This is a genomic window from Rhizobium sp. LARHSG275 (assembly GCF_052871115.1).
The window spans coordinates 253,128-269,841 of record NZ_JBIXJN010000005.1 but is presented as its reverse complement, the minus strand read 5'-3'; the positions used below and the strand labels follow the sequence as shown (position 1 = coordinate 269,841).

The following is a 16,714-nucleotide window of genomic DNA, read 5'->3' as shown; positions in this document are numbered from 1 at the left end:
GGCAGCCCGAAAGCTTTGCCAAAACTGCTCAAAGGCCAAATATGGATATGGCTGCTGTCTTAAGGCGCAAGCTGTTATTACCGAGATCACAAAGATGCCGGTATGAGCGCAGGCTCCCTCCCGCTGGAAAGTGGCCTTGCCGCACCGGATCAGGGTATTGTTCATAACTTGCTATTGAAGGTTTGCCCACCGAGGCCTTTGAACCGCCGGCCGCCGATGCCAGACCGTCGAGCTGCCATTGAGACATGTGCTGGTCGAGTCCGACCAGCCGAACGAGCATGCCTGATTGGTCGAAAGCGGTCTGGTATCGATGGTGGCGACGAACGTCGAAGACGAAGCGAGGTCGGACATGCCGGATATGAGGGCATGGCAGGACTGCATGTCATCGAAGGAATGAGAGCGATTAGGTCGACCCGCGCCAACGTCAGGATTCTCGACCGAGAAAGGCTGGAGGAGATCGCTACTGGGAGCTACGTCATTCCGGAACGGGAATACGGGGGCGTTTGATCGGACTGGCGATCCGGCGTTCCACTAGAGCATGATCCCGAAAACCGTGAGCGTTTTTCGGACGACATCATGCTCGAACCACACAATGTCGAAGAGGATTCAGACTTAGCCGAACCGGCCTAAAATCATCCTGTTATAGCCGGAGCTTCTGATCGTCTCCAAGAACAGCACGATCAAAAGAACAGGCCGATGATCAGTCGCGAAGATGGTTTCCGAGCATCAACTGCAGGGACTCGCGGGCGCGGCTGACGCGGCTTTTCAGCGTGCCGATCCGGCACCCACACATTCTCGCGGCTTCCTCGTAGCTGTTACCGGCAGCCACCAGTGTCAGGGCGCGGCGCCTGTCGTCGGAAAGAAGTGTGAGTGCCTGCTGCAGTTCGTGTTCCCGCAGCGCCCATTCCTGGGTCGGCGCGCTCGCAATCCGTTCTACCATCACGTCAATTCCCGTCGGTTCGCGTTTCTGTTTGCGATAATTGGTGCAGAACGTGTTTCGAAGGATGGTGAAAAGCCAGGATTTCAAGGAGGTGCCGGGGCGGTAGAGATGAAGCGAGTTCAATGCCTTCAACAAGGTTTCCTGCACAAGATCGTCGATATCGTCGTTGCTGCGCAGGAACCTTCGGGCAAAGACGCGCAATGCCGGCGTCAGTGCAACGATTTCTAGCTCGATTGCGGACTTATTTTTGTCGTCCGACGCAGAATGTATGGAAGATACTGACGCCATTTTTCTCTCTCTCCGGATGAGAGGGAAAAGTTCTGGACGTCCTAATCGTTGCCGTACGATATCAGACAAACACGTCATTTGACCCGGTCGCCCCGTTTCGCGTTGGTGAATCACGTCATCGCAAAAGGAGATCAAGCGGCCTCAAGCCGTCGTGCCGCCAGCGGTCCTGCCCGATTGGACCGCTTACTGAAGTTTGCCCATGCAAAACCCCCGAGGTTGGGTTGCCAACTTTCGGGGGTCAGGTTCACGAGGCGGAGTTTTCGTGAAGGAGCCGATCAATTGTTGTGAGCCGCGCAGGCTTCATCCATCGGGGTGGCGTTGCTCGTACCGCCCTGTGTTTGAAGCTTAGCAGAGTTGTTGACCGGATTGGGGCACTTGGTCTTGTCCATCTTCATTGTGCCGCTGGTCGTGGAACCCGTTGTGGTGGTATCCGTTGCCATCGGCTTCTTGGTCTTCGTGTCGCTGGCTGCGCCGCCACCCTGGTCGGCTTGGTTCTTGTCGATGGTGGCACCTGCGGGGGCCGGATTCGATTGGGCGAAGGCGGATGTGGCCATGCCGAGAGCCAATAGTGACGCTGCTACGAGTTTCATACGCATTGTAATGTCCTCCTTGGGATCCTTGCATGCTTGACCCACTCAGAACCACGTTCTTAGATCATTGTTCCGGCTGCAGCCGACAAAATGCACTACCGTGCCCACAGCCATCGCGCGCGGGGGTGCATGAGAAACTGACGGACAAGGATCGGTACGAAAGCCTCGAGGCGCTATCCGCCTCCGAACAGGAGGGCGTCGACTTTCGGATCGTACCGTACTTCCGTTGCCATCGTCGCTCCGCACGGCAGCCATATAGAACCGCACACGTCTGAAATCGCCGTCAGCCATCGACGGCGAGGATTTTTCGCTTTTATTCATTCGAAGGCTGAGTCCGGCTGAACATCATCGCGAGTTGCACGTCATCTCGGATCGGTTCGACGAACCGCGGGCGCTCGCGCTGGTCGAGGCCTGCAAAACTGTGTTGGGCGTGCATGGGCGAGCAGATGACGCCGACGCCGATGACGCCTGGTTCGGTGGCCTCAATTTGCAACACGTGACCGGATCATCGCCGCGCTGATCGGTGCCGGATTCGCCGCCGTGGCCGGGCGACCCGGCAGAGTCTGGCGGGCGGCGCCCGCAACAATTTCTGCAACCGCTGCAAGAGCCGCAAAGGCGCCCAGCTCCAAATTTGCCCGATGCAGTAGCACTGGGCTTCGACCGCAATGGCATTGCCGATACCATCCATGGGATGAACAGGCGGATGTTCTACAAGTCGATGACGACCTTCGCCGATCATCGAGTCTGGCAGGACGTCTATCATGTCTCGGCACAGGGAATGGTGCTTTACGTGAAGTTTCAGGCGGACGTGGTGACAGAGTTCACGCTCATGTCGTTCAAGGAGAAATGAGATGGCAGTTGCGGAAAGGATATATCCGGAGACGATGGTCTCTCCCGAAACTGGGGAGACACTGCATCGCGACGTCCGGCCGTTCGTCGTGACCTACAAGGGCAAAAGCATCACGGTCGAGCTGCCGGGCTACTATCGGGAGAGCGGCGACGAGGGAGTTCATGTCGGTAACGACATGGCCGCGACCGATCTTGCACTCCGGGCGCTGAAGGAAGAGATCGACGGCGTTCCATCGCCATCGACGATCCAGAGGATCCGGCGGAAGCTGAAACTCTCCCAGCGCGAAGCCGGCGGTCTGCTCAAAGTCGGCGAAAACGCCTTCGACAAATATGAACGGGGACTGATGGAGCCGAGTGGCCCGACGAGCCAGTTGCTGCGTCTCCTCGATCGCCACCCCGAGATGATCGAGGAACTGCGCCAGCCGGCGACATGAAAACGGCCGCCGCGCCATTCGAAGCGGTCAGCCTGTTGCATACTGTCAATCAGGCTGCTTTCGCGCCGGCGTCATCGAGACCTTCGATCGGCGTCCAGCGCGAAGCCGTCTTCGTCGGCTTTACCACGACCGCATGAATGGAGTCTCTCATGTCCAAGGGCCCCATGACGCCAGGGATGGTTCCGACGGGGGTCAAGGGAATAGCGACTACTTCGCGTAAAGCGCTCGCGACCGCTCGAGATGCTTGAGGAGTGCCGTTTCCGAGCCATCCACGTCGTTTGCTTCAAGGCGGTCGACGATTTCGTCGTGTTCGGCGAGCGTGAATTTTTCCTTGCCGGTCCAGATCAGCATCTCGGTATGATATTCCTTCAGCCAGGCAAGCATTGCTTCGCTGACGGCAACGTAGATCGGGTTGCCCGATATCTGCGCGATGCGGGTGTGGAATTCCATGTCCGCGTCGATGAACTCTTCAGCGCGCCCAAGCGACATTCGCTGGCGTTCGATGATGTTCCTGAGATCGGCGATATCACTTGCCGAGGCGCGCTGCGCGGCCTCGCGCGCCATGCCCCGCTCAAAGAAGATGCGCGCACTCTTCAGATATTCCAACGAGTCCGACGATTGCGACAGCATGATCTTGGCAGTGAGATCGACCTGGCGGAATATCGATCTTGCCGTCAGCCTGAGGACCTTCGCACGTTCGCCATGCGAAATGCTGACAAGACCTTTGTTGGCAAGGGACTGCATGGCCTCCCTGATTGCCGGCCGACCGACACCGAAGCGTTCCATCAGCACACGCTCGGAGGGCATTTCGTCGCCGGGCTGAAGCTCGCCCGAGGTGATCATTCGCTCAAGTCGATCAAACACTTCGTCAGAGAGTTTCCGGCGGACGATTTGTTCGAGGGGCTGGGTCATCACATCTCGCTGGCTCAAAATGTCTCCTCCTAACAGTTTTCCGGGTCGAGAACAAAGCTGTCGGCGAAAATTGCGGATCCGAAGATTCCACTTTTCATCACTTGGAATACTCATTATACCAGATCATGAGTTGACGCCATGGCAATCTCCAGGGCGAGAGGAGCAACCGTCCGTTTCATGATGATTACCCTGACCTACCGTATCGAAACGCCCGGCAGCGTCGAGGCGATGGCGGAAAAGATCGCGAGCGACCAGTCGACCGGCACCTTCGTGCCGGTTCCCGGTGAAACAGAAGAGCTGAAGTCGCGTGTCGCCGCCCGCGTGCTGGCGATCCGCCCCCTCGAAGATACGCGTCATCCGACCTGGCCCGAGGTCGTCCCGGGCACGCTGCTTCGTCGTGCCGATGTCGACATCGCCTTTCCGCTGGACGCGATCGGCACCGACCTTTCGGCATTGATGACCATTGCGATCGGCGGCGTCTATTCTATCAAGGGCATGACCGGCATCCGCATCGTCGACATGACGCTGCCCGACGCGTTCAAAAGTGCGCATCCCGGACCGCAGTTCGGTATCCCTGGGAGCCGTCGGCTCACCGGCGTCGAAGGTCGCCCCATCATCGGAACGATCGTCAAACCGGCGCTTGGCCTCAGACCACATGAGACGGCAGAACTCGTCGGCGAGCTGATCTCATCCGGCGTCGACTTCATCAAAGATGACGAAAAACTAATGAGCCCGGCCTATTCGCCGCTCAAGGACCGCGTTCAGGCGATCATGCCGCGCATACTCGATCACGAGCAGAAGACCGGCAAGAAGGTGATGTATGCCTTCGGCATCTCGCATACAGACCCTGACGAGATGATGCGCAACCACGACATCGTCGCCAGGGCCGGCGGCAACTGCGCCGTCGTCAACATCAACTCGATCGGCTTCGGCGGCATGAGCTTTCTGCGCAAGCGCTCCAACCTGGTGCTGCACGCGCATCGAAACGGCTGGGATGTGCTGACGCGCGATCCGGGCGCCGGCATGGATTTCAAGGTCTACCAGCAATTCTGGCGGCTGCTGGGCGTCGACCAGTTCCAGATCAACGGCATCAGGGTCAAGTATTGGGAACCGGACGACAGTTTCGTCTCGTCCTTCAAGGCCGTCAGCACGCCGCTCTTTGACGCCTCCGATTGCCCGCTTCCGGTTGCCGGTTCAGGCCAGTGGGGTGGACAGGCGCCGGAGACCTATCAACGGACCGGTCGCACCGTCGATCTTCTCTATCTCTGCGGCGGCGGCATCGTCAGCCACCCCGACGGACCGGCGGCCGGCGTTCGGGCCGTGCAACAGGCCTGGCAGGCAGCAGTCGCAGATATCCCGTTGGAGGTCTATGCAAAAGATCATCCGGAGCTCGCTGCCTCGATTGCAAAATTCAGCGACGGCAAGGGCGCGTGACCGCGATGCATGGACCTCTCGTCAGCTATTACGGGGACGACTTTACCGGCTCCACCGACGTGATGGAGGCCCTGGCCTCGAACGGCGTGTCGACCGTGCTCTTCCTCGACATTCCGACGCCGGAACTGCTCGCGCGCTTTGGAGATTGCCGTGCAATCGGCATTGCCGGGACAAGCCGCAGTGAGACCCCCTTATGGATGCAAGAGCACCTTGCGCGCGCTTTCGAGTGGCTGAATTCGCTCGGCGCTGACATCTGCCACTACAAGGTCTGCTCGACCTTCGATTCCAGCCCCGAAATCGGCAATATCGGCAAGGCGATCGAAATCGGCCGATCGGTCTTCGGCCAATCCGTCGTGCCCGTCATCGTCGGCGCGCCGCAACTGAAACGCTACACGGCATTCGGCAACCTCTTTGCCGCTTACCAGGGCCGGATCTTTCGCATCGACCGCCATCCCGTCATGAGCCGCCATCCAGTCACACCGATGGACGAGGCGGACCTTGCGGTGCACCTGTCGAAGCAGACCCGCCTTCCCGTCATGCTCGCCGATCTCGTCGCCATCGCGGCGAAGGATGCCGATGCGCGTATCGACGGGCTGACGTCGGGTTCGGAGGGGATACTGCTCATCGACGTCGATTCCGAGGCGACGCAGGAGGCCGCGGGCCGACAACTGCTTCGTGCCGCCGGCCGTTCGGGAAGCTTCGTCGCCGGCTCCTCGGGGGTCGAATATGCCCTGTTCAGCGCATGGCGGCGGAGCGGCTTCATCGGCGAAAGCAGCGCCGAGTTTCCTGATATCGGCCCTGTCGACCGCCTCGCCGTCGTGTCGGGCAGCGTATCGCCGACGACCGAGCGCCAGATCCGGACGGCTGTCGAGAACGGCTTCGAGAGCATCGCGCTCGATCCACTTGCACTGGTCTCGGAGCATGGCGAAGCCGCGGTAAATGCTGCGGTGGAGGCTGGAACCCAGCAGCTCAGACAAGGCAAGAGCGTCATTCTCTACACCGCGCTTGGTCCATCTGCCGATCGCGGCGCCGACATCGACAGAATTCCGGGGGCTCGCCACCGGCTCGGTGGCGCGCTCGGCACGATCTTGCGCCGCCTGGCCGAGAACGAAGGGCTTTCGCGCGCCGTCGTCGCCGGCGGCGACACATCAAGTCACGCACTCAGGCAGTTGAAGATCGACGCGCTGACGACGCTTCTGCCGCTGCCCCAGACCCCGGGTTCTCCCCTTTGTCTTGCGCATGGCGACTACCAGCCGACCAACGGCCTGCAGATCGCCCTCAAAGGCGGTCAGGTCGGGACTGACGGCTATTTCACGCAGATCCGCGATGGAAGGAAACCTTGATGGTTTCCCGATCCGGCTTGGCGCAGAAAAAAGCTCGGATCAGGTGATATGGTGATTGACTCATCATACCAGTGTGTGATCCTATCGAGAAACGGAAAAGGTGAGGAAACATGACTAAGATTGCCCTCTTCGGCGCAGGCGGAAAAATGGGATACCGGCTGGCCAAAAATCTCAAAGGCTCGCGTTTCGAGGTCCGCCATGTCGAGGTGAGCGACGCAGGCAAGGCCCGTTTGAAGAATGATCTCGGTGTCGATTGCGTACCCGTCGATGTCGGGCTCGACGGCGCCGACGTGGTGATCCTTGCCGTGCCGGACACGGTGATCGGCAAAGTCGCTGCAGGCATCGTCGACAAGCTCGCATCAGGCACCATGGTGATCGCGCTGGACGCTGCGGCTCCCTTTGCCGGCCACCTGCCGAAGCGTGACGATCTTACCTATTTCGTCACCCATCCTTGCCATCCGCCGATCTTCAACGACGAGACGGACATGCAGGCGAAAAAGGACCACTTCGGCGGCCTGTTCGCCAAGCAGCATATCGTTTCGGCGCTGATGCAAGGCCCGGAAAGCGCCTACGCGCTCGGCGAGGAAATCGCAAAGCTGATCTGGGCCCCGGTCATGCGCTCGCACCGGGTCACGGTCGACCAGCTTGCCATGCTCGAACCGGGCTTGTCGGAAACCGTTTGTGCCTCACTGCTCGTCGTCATGCGGCAGGCCATGGACGAATGCGTGGCACGCGGCGTCCCTGAACAGGCCGCCCGCGACTTCCTGCTCGGCCATATGAACGTGCTTGGCGCGGTGATCTTCAAGGAAGTCGACGGCGTGTTCTCGGATGCCTGCAACAAGGCGATCGAGTTCGGGATCCCGGCGCTGATGCGCGACGACTGGAAAAAGGTATTCGAACCGCAGGAGATCGCCGAGAGCATTCGGCGCATCACCTGAACCGGCTTGGGGAGGCAAGCCCTCCCCTCAACCGCCCCAGGGAGAAGGGGCTTCATTCACAACAGGGAGGAAATAATGAAACTGACGCGCAGACTAACACTTGCAGCTTTTGCCGGCGCACTGGCGCTTGGGACGGCTCTTCCGGCCTTTTCGGCCGATCTCATCGCCATCATTACGCCGGCGCATGACAATCCTTTCTTCAAGGCCGAAGCCGTCGGCGCCGAAGCCAAGGCGAAGGAGCTCGGCTACGAGACGCTGCTCATGACGCATGATGACGACGCCAACAAGCAGTCCGAAATGATCGACACTGCGATCGGGCGCGGCGCCAAGGCGATCATTCTCGACAATGCCGGAGCCGACGCCTCCGTTGCGGCCGTCAAAAAGGCGAAGGATGCAGGCATCCCCTCCTTCCTGATCGACCGCGAAATTAACGCGACGGGCGTTGCCGTCGCCCAGATCGTCTCGAACAACTATCAGGGCGCCCAGCTCGGAGCGCAGGAATTCGTCAAGCTGATGGGCGAGAAGGGCAATTACGTCGAGTTGGTGGGCAAAGAGTCCGACACCAATGCCGGCATCCGCTCGCAAGGCTACCACGACGTCATCGACGACTATCCAGACCTGAAGTCCGTCGCCAAGCAGTCGGCCAATTGGAGCCAGACGGAAGCCTATTCCAAGATGGAGACCATCCTCCAGGCAAATCCCGACATCAAGGGCGTCATTTCGGGGAACGACACCATGGCGATGGGTGCGATCGCTGCGCTGCAGGCGGCCGGCCGCAAGGATGTGATCGTCGTCGGCTTCGATGGTTCCAACGACGTGCGCGACTCCATCAAGTCGGGCGGCATCAAGGCAACGGTCTTGCAGCCCGCCTATGCGCAGGCTCAGTTGGCAGTGGAACAGGCCGATGCCTACATCAAGAACAAGACGACGCCAAAGGAAGAGAAGCAGCTGATGGATTGCGTTCTCATCAACGCCGACAATGCCGGCAAGCTCGAAACCTTCGCCCTGACGAACTGATCAGCCGCGAATTGCGGAGGGCGCAGCTCTGCGCCCTCCGCAATGCATTTTGCAAGACGTCGAGGTTTAAAGCATGTTGAGAATGAAGGGCGCCCTGCTCGCTGCCGTCGTGGCGGCCGCCTTGCCCGGCTGCAAGATCATCAAGACGCCGACGGCTGAGGAAAAGGCGGCGGCAGCGGCCAAGACCGCCTTCGATCCGAATGCAAAGGTCGAGGCGATCTGGCAGTCCGAGGCAGTGCCCTATTTCGAAAAGCGCGCCGGCGACCTCAAGGACGTCATGCAACTTGCCGCCTCCAACCCTGACGCTGCAGGCGAGAAATACGGCAATCCCCGCAAGCAGAGCAGCTCGCCGTGGACCTACGCCGTCAAGATCACCGGCAAGGTCGTCGCGGCCGATACGGCCTCGCGCGCAGCAACACTCGATGTCGACGCCGATGGCGACGGCAAGGCCAACGCCAAGGTCCAGATCGGGCCGGCGCTGCGCGGCACGGCGCTGCGCGACACGCTGGAGTTCGTCAATTTCAACGAATTCAAGAACCAGATCGAGTGGGCGCAGTTCGGCAAAGCCTTCAACGAGAAGGCCAATACGGCTTTTCTCTCTGCCGTCCCGCGCGAAGGTCTGGTCGGCAAGACGGTGACCGCAGTCGGCGCCTTTCCGCTGCCGAAAAGCGGCGAGCTTCCGCTCATAACGCCTTCGGAACTGAAGGTCGGCTCATGACCACAGGAGAAGCACAAAAAGACGACATCATCCTGCGCCTCGACGAGGTGTCGAAGGTCTATTCGGGTATCGTCGCCGTCAAGCGCGCCAATCTCGAACTGCGGCGTGGCGCGGTGAACGTCCTCGTCGGCGAAAACGGCGCCGGCAAGTCGACGCTGATGAAGATCATCGCCGGTGTCGAGCGTCCGACGCTCGGCCGTATCATCCTGGACGGCAAGCCTGTCTCCTTCGACAGCCCGGCCGATGCGCAGGCGCGCGGCATCGGAATGATCTTCCAGGAGCTCAATCTGTTCGCCAACATGTCGGTCGCCGAGAACATCTTCGCCAGGCGCGAAATCACCCGCGGCCTCCTCGGCATCGACCACAAGGCGCAGGTGCAAAAGGCCAATGCGTTTTTGAAGCGTCTGGATGCCGGGATTGAAGCGGATACGATGGTCGAGGATTTGCCGATTGGCCAGCAGCAGATCGTCGAGATCGCCAAGGCAATGTCGTTGAATGCCCGTATCCTCATCATGGATGAGCCGACGTCGGCGCTTTCGGCAGCCGAAGTCGAGATCCTGTTCAAGGTGATCGCCGAGCTGAAGGCACAGGGTGTGGCAATCGTCTATATCTCCCACCGGCTCGAAGAGCTGATGCGCATCGGTGACTACATCACCGTGCTGCGTGACGGTCAGGTCACCGGGGAAGCAATGGTCCGCGACATCGACACGCGCTGGATCGTGCGCTCGATGATCGGCTCGGATGCCAAGGATTTTGCAAAATCCGTGGACCACGTCGTCGGAGCCGAGATGTTTCGCGCCGAAAATATCAGTCTGCCGCGGCCGACGGGTGGGCTTTCGGTCAACGACGTCTCGCTGTCGGTCAAGGCAGGCGAAATCCTTGGCATCTACGGCCTGATGGGCGCCGGGCGTAGCGAATTCTTCGAATGCGTGATCGGTCGCCACACACACTCGACCGGCAAGATCTACATCGACGGTAAGCAGGTTCGTGCCCGCGACACCACCCGGCGCATCCGCCGCGGCCTCGCGCTCATTCCGGAAGACCGGCAGCGGGAAGGTCTGGTCCAGGTGCTCTCGATCGCCTCCAACCTGACGCTGGCGAGCCTTGGCCGCTTCACCCGGCTCTTTCATATCGACAGGGGTGCGGAGAAGAGTGCTATTCGCGATGCAATCCGCGATCTTTCGATCAAGGCGCCGAACCCGGATTTCGAGGTGACCTCAATGTCCGGCGGCAATCAGCAGAAGGTCGTCATCGGTAAGGCGTTGATGACCAATCCAAAGGTGCTGCTGATGGACGAGCCGAGCCGCGGCATCGATGTCGGCGCCAAAGCCGATGTCTTCCGAACCATGCGGCGGCTGGCGGCAAACGGGCTCGCCATTCTATTTTCGACTTCCGACCTCGAGGAGGTCATGGCGCTTTCCGATCGCATCGCGGTCTTGAGCAACGGCCAACTGGTCGCCGTCTTCGACCGGAACGAGGCGACGGAAGAAGCCATCATCGCGGCTTCGGCCAAGGGACACGGACATCAAGGGAAACTCGCGTCATGATGGCGGCTACATCGACCACTCTTGCGCCGAAGGGCGCCAACGGCTCGGCGCTTCTGACACTGATGAAGCTCAGGACGTTCATCGCGTTATTTGCCGTGATCATCTTTTTTGCGATCTTCGCCCCGAACTTCACCTCGACGGCGAACATGATCCTGATGTCGAAACATGTGGCGCTAAACGCCTTCCTGGCGATGGGCATGACCTTCGTCATCATCACCGGCGGCATCGATCTCTCGGTCGGATCGATCGTCGGGCTTTGCGGCATGGTCGCCGGCGGCCTGATCCTTTACGGCATCGAACTGCCGATCGGCTACACGATCTTTTTCAACCTCTTCGAGATCGTGCTGATCACCTTGTCGATCGGCCTGCTCATTGGGCTGATCAACGGTCTCTTGATCACCAAGCTCAACGTCGCGCCCTTTATCGCCACGCTCGGCACCCTCTACATCGCCCGCGGTCTCGCTTTGCTGTCGTCGGACGGGCAGACCTTTCCAAACCTTGTCGGCCGGCCGGAATATGCGACAACCGGCTTCGATTTCTTTGGCGCGGGACGCATTCTCGGTCTGCCGGTGTCGATCTGGATTCTGATCGTGCTGGCGCTGCTGGCCGCCTATGTCGCCCGTTCGACGCCGATCGGCCGTCATATCTTCGCCGTCGGCGGCAATGAGCGAGCCGCGCGCATGTCCGGTATCCGGGTCGATGTCGTGAAAATCTTCGTCTACATGTTTTCCGGGCTTTGCGCAGCCATCGTCGGCGTCGTCATCTCCTCCGAACTGATGGCAGCCCATCCGGCGACCGGCGAAAGCTTCGAACTCAATGCAATTGCCGCAGCCGTGCTCGGCGGCACCTCGATGTCGGGCGGCCGCGGCACGATCGGCGGCACGATCATCGGCGCCTTCGTCATCGGCATCCTCTCCGACGGATTGGTGATGATGGGCGTCTCCTCCTTCTGGCAGATGGTCATCAAGGGCCTCGTCATCATCATTGCCGTCGTAGTCGACCAGGCGCAGCGCCGCCTGCAGCAGCGCGTTACCCTGATGCCGATGGCAAAGGCAGGTTGAGATGACGGAATTGAAAGGGGCTTTGATCGGCTGCGGCTTCTTTGCGATCAACCAGATGCATGCCTGGAACGACGTTCGGGGCGCCGGCATCGTCGCAATTTGCGATCGCGATCCCGAGCGGCTGAAGATCGTCGGCGATCAGTTCGGCATCGATCGCCGCTATGGCGATGCCGAGGCTATGTTTGCCGATGGCGGTTTTGATTTCGTCGACATTGCCACAACAGTCCAAAGCCATCGCTTTCTCGTCGAAATGGCGGCTCGGAACAAGGTGCCGGCCATCTGCCAGAAGCCATTCGCCAAGACCTTGTCGGACGCGAAGGCGATGGTCGAGGCGTGTCGCAATGCCGGCATACCGCTGATGGTGCACGAGAACTTTCGCTGGCAGACGCCGATCCAGGCGGTGCGCAAGGCGCTGGCGACCGATGTCATCGGCACACCCTTCTGGGGCCGCTTCTCCTTCCGTTCGGCCTACGACGTCTTTTCCGGCCAGCCCTATCTGGCGGAAGGCGAACGGTTCATCATCGAAGACCTCGGCATCCATACGCTCGATATCGCCCGCTATATCCTTGGCGACGTTCGAGGGCTCACGGCCCGCACCAAACGGGTCAATCCCACGATCAAGGGCGAGGATGTCGCGACCATTCTGCTCGATCATGAAAACGGCGCCACGTCGGTCGTCGACGTCAGCTACGCCACCAGGCTTTCCAGAGAGCCGTTTCCCGAGACCTTGATCGAGCTCGACGGCTCTGAGGGCACGATCCGCCTGACCCAGGGTTACGGCCTCGAAGTCACCACCGCCAAGGGCACCACCACAACTAACGTATCGCCGAAGCTGCTGTCATGGGCCTCGCGGCCGTGGCACAACATCCAGGAGAGCGTCTACGCGATCCAGCAGCATTGGGTCGATCAGCTGAAGCGCGGCGCGGAACATTCGACGTCAGGGGCGGACAATCTGAAAACTTTTGCGCTCGTCGAGGCCGCCTATGACAGTGCGGCCAGGGGACAGACGATCGATGTCGGAGCGATGCTGCGATGACGATCGATGCGTTCCAGCTCTACGGCACCCATCTCGTTGATCCGCCGCCGGTTCGCCTGAGAGCCGGAAAATTGGAAGCCGATCTCGCCAACGGTAACCTCCGCACGATCCGCTACGATGGAACCGAGGTGCTGCGGGCGATTTCCTATCTCGTTCGCGACCGGGACTGGGGGACCTACGGTCCCGAGATCGCCGATTTCAGGATCGAGCAACGTGACGATCGTTTCGAGGTCGCCTATCTCGCCCGCTGCGAGGGACCGGATGATACAAAGCTCATCATCGATGTTCGCATCGTCGGAAGTCCGGATCGGCTTGACTTCGAGGCCGAAGCCGTCGCCCCAACCGGCTTCGTGACCAACCGCTGCGGTTTCTGCATCCTGCATCCGATCGTCGGCTTGGCGGGTTCACCGGCGACGGTCGAGCATGTCGACGGACGGACCGTGGCAACACGATTTCCCGATCTCATCGAGCCCTGGCAGCCGTTCAAGGACATGCGGGCCATCACCCACGAGGTTATGCCTGATGTTCAGGCGGAATGTCGGATGGAGGGCGACACCTTTGAGATGGAGGATCAACGGAACTGGTCGGACGCATCCTACAAGACATATGTCAGGCCGCTCGCCCTCCCTTGGCCCTACCGAATTGCCGCCAATCAACACGTCCGGCAAAAGACGTCGCTGATCATCAAAGATGCGGGCGATGCCACGCGGCATCCTCCAACTGCGGCGTCAGGCGGCGCCATAAAACTCGAGCTCGGGGCCCGCACCGGCACCATGCCTGATATCGGCGTGATCATTACACCCGAAGGGGCCGATGCGACTCTCTCGGCAAAGTCCGTCCTGGCGGAGATCGCTCCCCAGGAACTCCTCTTCCATTTCGACCCCGGTGCCGGGCACGGCGTCGACGCGCTCGCGCAGTTCGCCCTACTCGCCGCGGCCCATCGCGGCCGCTCGACGCTGGAGATCGCCCTTCCCTGCAAATCGTCGCCGTCAAGCGAGGCGGCCGAGATCGCCCGCCAGATGCGGCTTGCTGAATTCAGGCCCGATGCGATCATGATCTCGCCATCCGTCGACCGGCAATCGACGCCGCCCGGCAGCAAATGGCCGGAATGCCCGCCCCTGGATCAGGTCTATACAGCTGCCCGCGCCGCCTTTCCCGGCATTCGCATCGGCGGCGGCATGCTGAGCTATTTCACCGAACTCAACCGGAAGCGCGTCCCCGATGGACAGCTCGACTTCGTCAGCCACTGCACCAATCCGATCGTGCACGCGGCCGACGACCTCAGCGTCATGCAGACATTGGAAGCGCTGCCCTTCATCACGCGGTCGGTGCGTGCGATCTATGGCGACAAGCCCTACCGGATCGGTCCATCGACGATCCCGATGCGGCAGAACCCCTATGGCAGCCGCACGATGGACAATCCGGCGGGCGCGCGTATCCCCATGGCCGATCGCGACCCACGCCACAATGGACGCTTCGCGGAGGCCTTCGCGCTCGGTTACGCGATACGGGTGCTCGATGCCGATCTGGAATGCCTGACGCTCTCGGCCTTATCAGGCCCGTTCGGTTTGATCGCCGGTCCGGGGGAACCGATCGAGCAAGGCGGACGGCGGCCGTTGTTCAACACCGTGTACACTTTGTCCCGATTGGCTGGCGCATCCTGGCAGGCATGCGTCTCTTCCTCGCCCTCCGAGGTCCTGTCCTTCGTTGCACGGGATGCCGCGGGCGCCAGGCTTCACGTCGTCAATCTGACGGGCGAAGAACGAAAGGTCGATTGCGGCGCGTGCCGGCCGGCGGATTCGGGCAAAGCGTTGCTGCTCGCGCCGTTTGCGACCGCAGCCCTCCCGCTGGCGGATTGACCTTCGGCGCTGCAACCGCATTTATGCAGGCGGAGCTCGCACTTGGATGATCAACATGAAAACGAAAAAGCTTATCAATGCCGGCGCAGATGCCGTCGATGAGATGCTGCAAGGCGTTCTGGCGGCGCATCCGCGCCACCTTTACGCCGTGGAGAAGATGCCCCGCGCGATCATTGCCAGAAACGGGCCCCGCAGGGGCAAGGTCGGCTTGGTCATCGGCGGCGGATCGGGGCACGAACCGACGTTTCTGGGGTTTGTCGGCAAGGGGCTGGCGGACGCGGCCGCAATCGGCAACGTCTTCGCCTCGCCGCCGCCCGATCCGATCGTCGCCTGCGCCATGGCGGTCGACGGCGGCGCCGGCGTGCTGTTCATGTATGGCAATTATGCCGGCGACGTGATGAACTTCGACATGGCTGCCGAGATGCTTGCGCTTGACGAGATCGAAGTGCGCACCGTCCTCACCACGGATGATGTAGCGTCCGCCCCTGCCGATCAGCGGGACAGACGTCGGGGCGTGGCGGGAAACGTCTTCATCTTCAAGGCTGCCGGCGCGGCATGCGATCTTCTCTACTCTTTCGATGAAGTCGAGCGCGCTGCCCGCCATGCCAACGCGCGGACCTATACGATGGGTGTGGCGCTCTCGCCCTGTTCGCTGCCTCAGACTTTGAAACCGAACTTCCTGATCGGCGACGACGAGATGGAGATCGGCATGGGCATTCATGGGGAGGCCGGCGTGGCGCGTGAGCCGCTGAAACCCGCCGACGCGGTGACCGACGAACTCATGGACAGTATTCTTCGGGAGATGAAGGCAGCCCGCGGTGATCGTGTCGCGGTACTCGTCAATTCGCTGGGTTCGACCCCGTTGATGGAACTCTACATCATGATGCGGCGCGTCAAGTCCCGGCTCGACGACGCAGGTCTTATCCTCCATACGTCGCTCGTTGGGAATTACTGCACCTCGCTCGAAATGGCCGGCGCGTCGATCACGGTCATGCATCTCGACGATGAGCTTCAGCGATTGATCGATCACCCCTGTGATTGCGCGATGTTTGCGAGGTGATCGATGATGTTTACGACCGAAGATCTGCAGCGTTTGTTTGCCGGGATTGCCGAGGATATCGCGGCGGAACGAGATCATCTTTGCGAACTGGACGGTGCCATTGGCGATGGGGATCACGGCCTTGCCATGGATGCGGGCTGCCGGGCAGCGGCGAAAGCGGTCGGCGAGCTTGACGCCAGGATCGCCCCGACAGCAGCGTTCAACGCCGCGGCAAAGGCTTTCCTGAATGCAGTCGGCGCTTCGTCAGGCCCGCTATATGCCACGGCCTTCATGCGCGCCGGAGCCGCCGCCAAAGACAAGCAGACATTGAGCGATGATGACTTCCTGCGCGTCTTTGCGGCAATGGCAAAGGGAATCCAGGAACGCGGAAAGGCCGAACCCGGTGAAAAGACGATGGTTGACGCGTGGAGACCCGCGGCCGACGCGGCACTCGAAGCGTGGCAGTCGGGAAAGCCCCTCCCCCAATGCTTCGAGGCAGCGGAGCGGGCAGCGCGGGCAGGCTGTCAAGCGACCAGCAACATGACGGCGGCCAAGGGACGTGCTTCGCGATTGGGGGACCGCGTGATCGGACACATCGATCCCGGCGCTGCGTCTGCCGCTATCATCATCGCGGCAATGACAAAATTTACTCGTTCCGTCGATTAATAGAAGGGCACGTCTAAACGATAGTGAAGCAGGGCCTCTCGAG

Annotated in this window: 19 protein-coding genes; 16 read left to right on the top strand and 3 right to left on the bottom strand. The window is 60.8% G+C overall.

Translation table 11 applies throughout. From position 1 onward, the window contains the following. Nucleotides 1-366 precede the first annotated feature (366 nt). On the top strand, nt 367-507 hold the full coding sequence (locus ACIPSK_RS08430; protein WP_017967785.1) for a hypothetical protein: 141 nt from the start codon (nt 367-369) through the stop codon (nt 505-507). A gap of 193 nt (nt 508-700) precedes the next feature. Here the strand turns inward: ACIPSK_RS08430 and ACIPSK_RS08425 are convergent, their stop codons facing one another. Then, complete coding sequence (locus ACIPSK_RS08425; protein WP_017967784.1) at nt 701-1,228, bottom strand: sigma-70 family RNA polymerase sigma factor; 528 nt, start codon at nt 1,226-1,228, stop codon at nt 701-703. A gap of 275 nt (nt 1,229-1,503) precedes the next feature. Beyond that, the gene (locus ACIPSK_RS08420; RefSeq protein WP_017967783.1) at nt 1,504-1,824 is read right to left on the bottom strand and encodes a hypothetical protein; all 321 of its coding nucleotides are present in this window, start codon (nt 1,822-1,824) and stop codon (nt 1,504-1,506) included. Between the two features lie 144 nt (nt 1,825-1,968). On the opposite strand from ACIPSK_RS08420, the gene ACIPSK_RS08415 reads away from it, so the two are divergent. The 4 genes from ACIPSK_RS08415 (at nt 1,969) to ACIPSK_RS08400 (ending at nt 3,101) form a co-directional block, all read left to right on the top strand. After that, nucleotides 1,969-2,160, top strand: coding sequence for a poly-gamma-glutamate hydrolase family protein (locus ACIPSK_RS08415; RefSeq protein ID WP_170255638.1), 192 nt, complete (start codon nt 1,969-1,971; stop codon nt 2,158-2,160). Continuing rightward, the gene (locus tag ACIPSK_RS08410) at nt 2,090-2,338 is read left to right on the top strand and encodes a poly-gamma-glutamate hydrolase family protein (RefSeq protein WP_170281520.1); all 249 of its coding nucleotides are present in this window, start codon (nt 2,090-2,092) and stop codon (nt 2,336-2,338) included. The genes ACIPSK_RS08415 and ACIPSK_RS08410 overlap by 71 nt, the downstream gene beginning before the upstream one ends. A 111-nt stretch (nt 2,339-2,449) precedes the next feature. After that, nucleotides 2,450-2,668 (top strand): type II toxin-antitoxin system MqsR family toxin, encoded by a 219-nt coding sequence (locus tag ACIPSK_RS08405; RefSeq protein WP_246709908.1) that lies wholly within the window; start codon nt 2,450-2,452, stop codon nt 2,666-2,668. Between the two features lies 1 nt (nt 2,669). After that, the gene (locus ACIPSK_RS08400) at nt 2,670-3,101 is read left to right on the top strand and encodes a type II toxin-antitoxin system MqsA family antitoxin (RefSeq protein ID WP_446532873.1); all 432 of its coding nucleotides are present in this window, start codon (nt 2,670-2,672) and stop codon (nt 3,099-3,101) included. Nucleotides 3,102-3,308: 207 nt separating this feature from the next. On the opposite strand, the gene ACIPSK_RS08395 is transcribed toward ACIPSK_RS08400, so the two are convergent. Beyond that, nucleotides 3,309-4,013 (bottom strand): transcriptional regulator NanR, encoded by a 705-nt coding sequence (locus ACIPSK_RS08395; protein WP_162118915.1) that lies wholly within the window; start codon nt 4,011-4,013, stop codon nt 3,309-3,311. A gap of 177 nt (nt 4,014-4,190) precedes the next feature. Here ACIPSK_RS08395 and oiaX point away from each other — a divergent pair, with 177 nt between their 5' ends. From oiaX to dhaL, 11 genes are all read left to right on the top strand, one after another. Continuing rightward, nucleotides 4,191-5,447, top strand: a complete 1,257-nt coding sequence (gene oiaX, locus ACIPSK_RS08390) for a 3-oxo-isoapionate-4-phosphate decarboxylase OiaX (protein WP_446532872.1) — start codon at nt 4,191-4,193, stop codon at nt 5,445-5,447. Nucleotides 5,448-5,452: 5 nt separating this feature from the next. After that, on the top strand, nt 5,453-6,790 hold the full coding sequence (locus tag ACIPSK_RS08385) for a four-carbon acid sugar kinase family protein (RefSeq protein ID WP_446532910.1): 1,338 nt from the start codon (nt 5,453-5,455) through the stop codon (nt 6,788-6,790). A 110-nt stretch (nt 6,791-6,900) separates the two neighbouring features. Next, nucleotides 6,901-7,728, top strand: coding sequence for a phosphogluconate dehydrogenase C-terminal domain-containing protein (locus ACIPSK_RS08380; protein ID WP_446532871.1), 828 nt, complete (start codon nt 6,901-6,903; stop codon nt 7,726-7,728). A 75-nt stretch (nt 7,729-7,803) separates the two neighbouring features. Continuing rightward, nucleotides 7,804-8,745 carry a D-ribose ABC transporter substrate-binding protein gene (locus ACIPSK_RS08375; protein ID WP_003550404.1) on the top strand — a complete coding sequence of 314 codons (942 nt, stop codon included), beginning with the start codon at nt 7,804-7,806 and terminating at the stop codon, nt 8,743-8,745. A 73-nt stretch (nt 8,746-8,818) separates the two neighbouring features. Beyond that, a complete protein-coding gene (locus ACIPSK_RS08370; RefSeq protein WP_446532870.1) occupies nt 8,819-9,463 on the top strand; it encodes a DUF2291 family protein in 645 nt (214 codons plus the stop codon). Further along, nucleotides 9,460-11,010, top strand: coding sequence for a sugar ABC transporter ATP-binding protein (locus tag ACIPSK_RS08365; protein ID WP_446532869.1), 1,551 nt, complete (start codon nt 9,460-9,462; stop codon nt 11,008-11,010). The genes ACIPSK_RS08370 and ACIPSK_RS08365 overlap by 4 nt, the downstream gene beginning before the upstream one ends. Further along, a complete protein-coding gene (locus ACIPSK_RS08360; protein WP_446532868.1) occupies nt 11,007-12,071 on the top strand; it encodes an ABC transporter permease in 1,065 nt (354 codons plus the stop codon). Before ACIPSK_RS08365 ends, ACIPSK_RS08360 begins: the two co-directional genes overlap by 4 nt. Nucleotide 12,072: 1 nt before the next feature. Further along, a complete protein-coding gene (locus ACIPSK_RS08355; protein ID WP_446532867.1) occupies nt 12,073-13,107 on the top strand; it encodes a Gfo/Idh/MocA family protein in 1,035 nt (344 codons plus the stop codon). Beyond that, complete coding sequence (gene apnL / locus ACIPSK_RS08350) at nt 13,104-14,966, top strand: D-apionate lactonase (protein WP_446532866.1); 1,863 nt, start codon at nt 13,104-13,106, stop codon at nt 14,964-14,966. The genes ACIPSK_RS08355 and apnL overlap by 4 nt, the downstream gene beginning before the upstream one ends. 55 nt (nt 14,967-15,021) lie before the next feature. After that, the gene (locus ACIPSK_RS08345; RefSeq protein WP_446532865.1) at nt 15,022-16,026 is read left to right on the top strand and encodes a dihydroxyacetone kinase subunit DhaK; all 1,005 of its coding nucleotides are present in this window, start codon (nt 15,022-15,024) and stop codon (nt 16,024-16,026) included. A gap of 3 nt (nt 16,027-16,029) precedes the next feature. Continuing rightward, entirely contained in the window at nt 16,030-16,671 is a 642-nt protein-coding gene (gene dhaL / locus ACIPSK_RS08340) for a dihydroxyacetone kinase subunit DhaL (RefSeq protein WP_446532864.1), read from the top strand. The last annotated feature ends 43 nt before the right edge of the window (nt 16,672-16,714 follow it).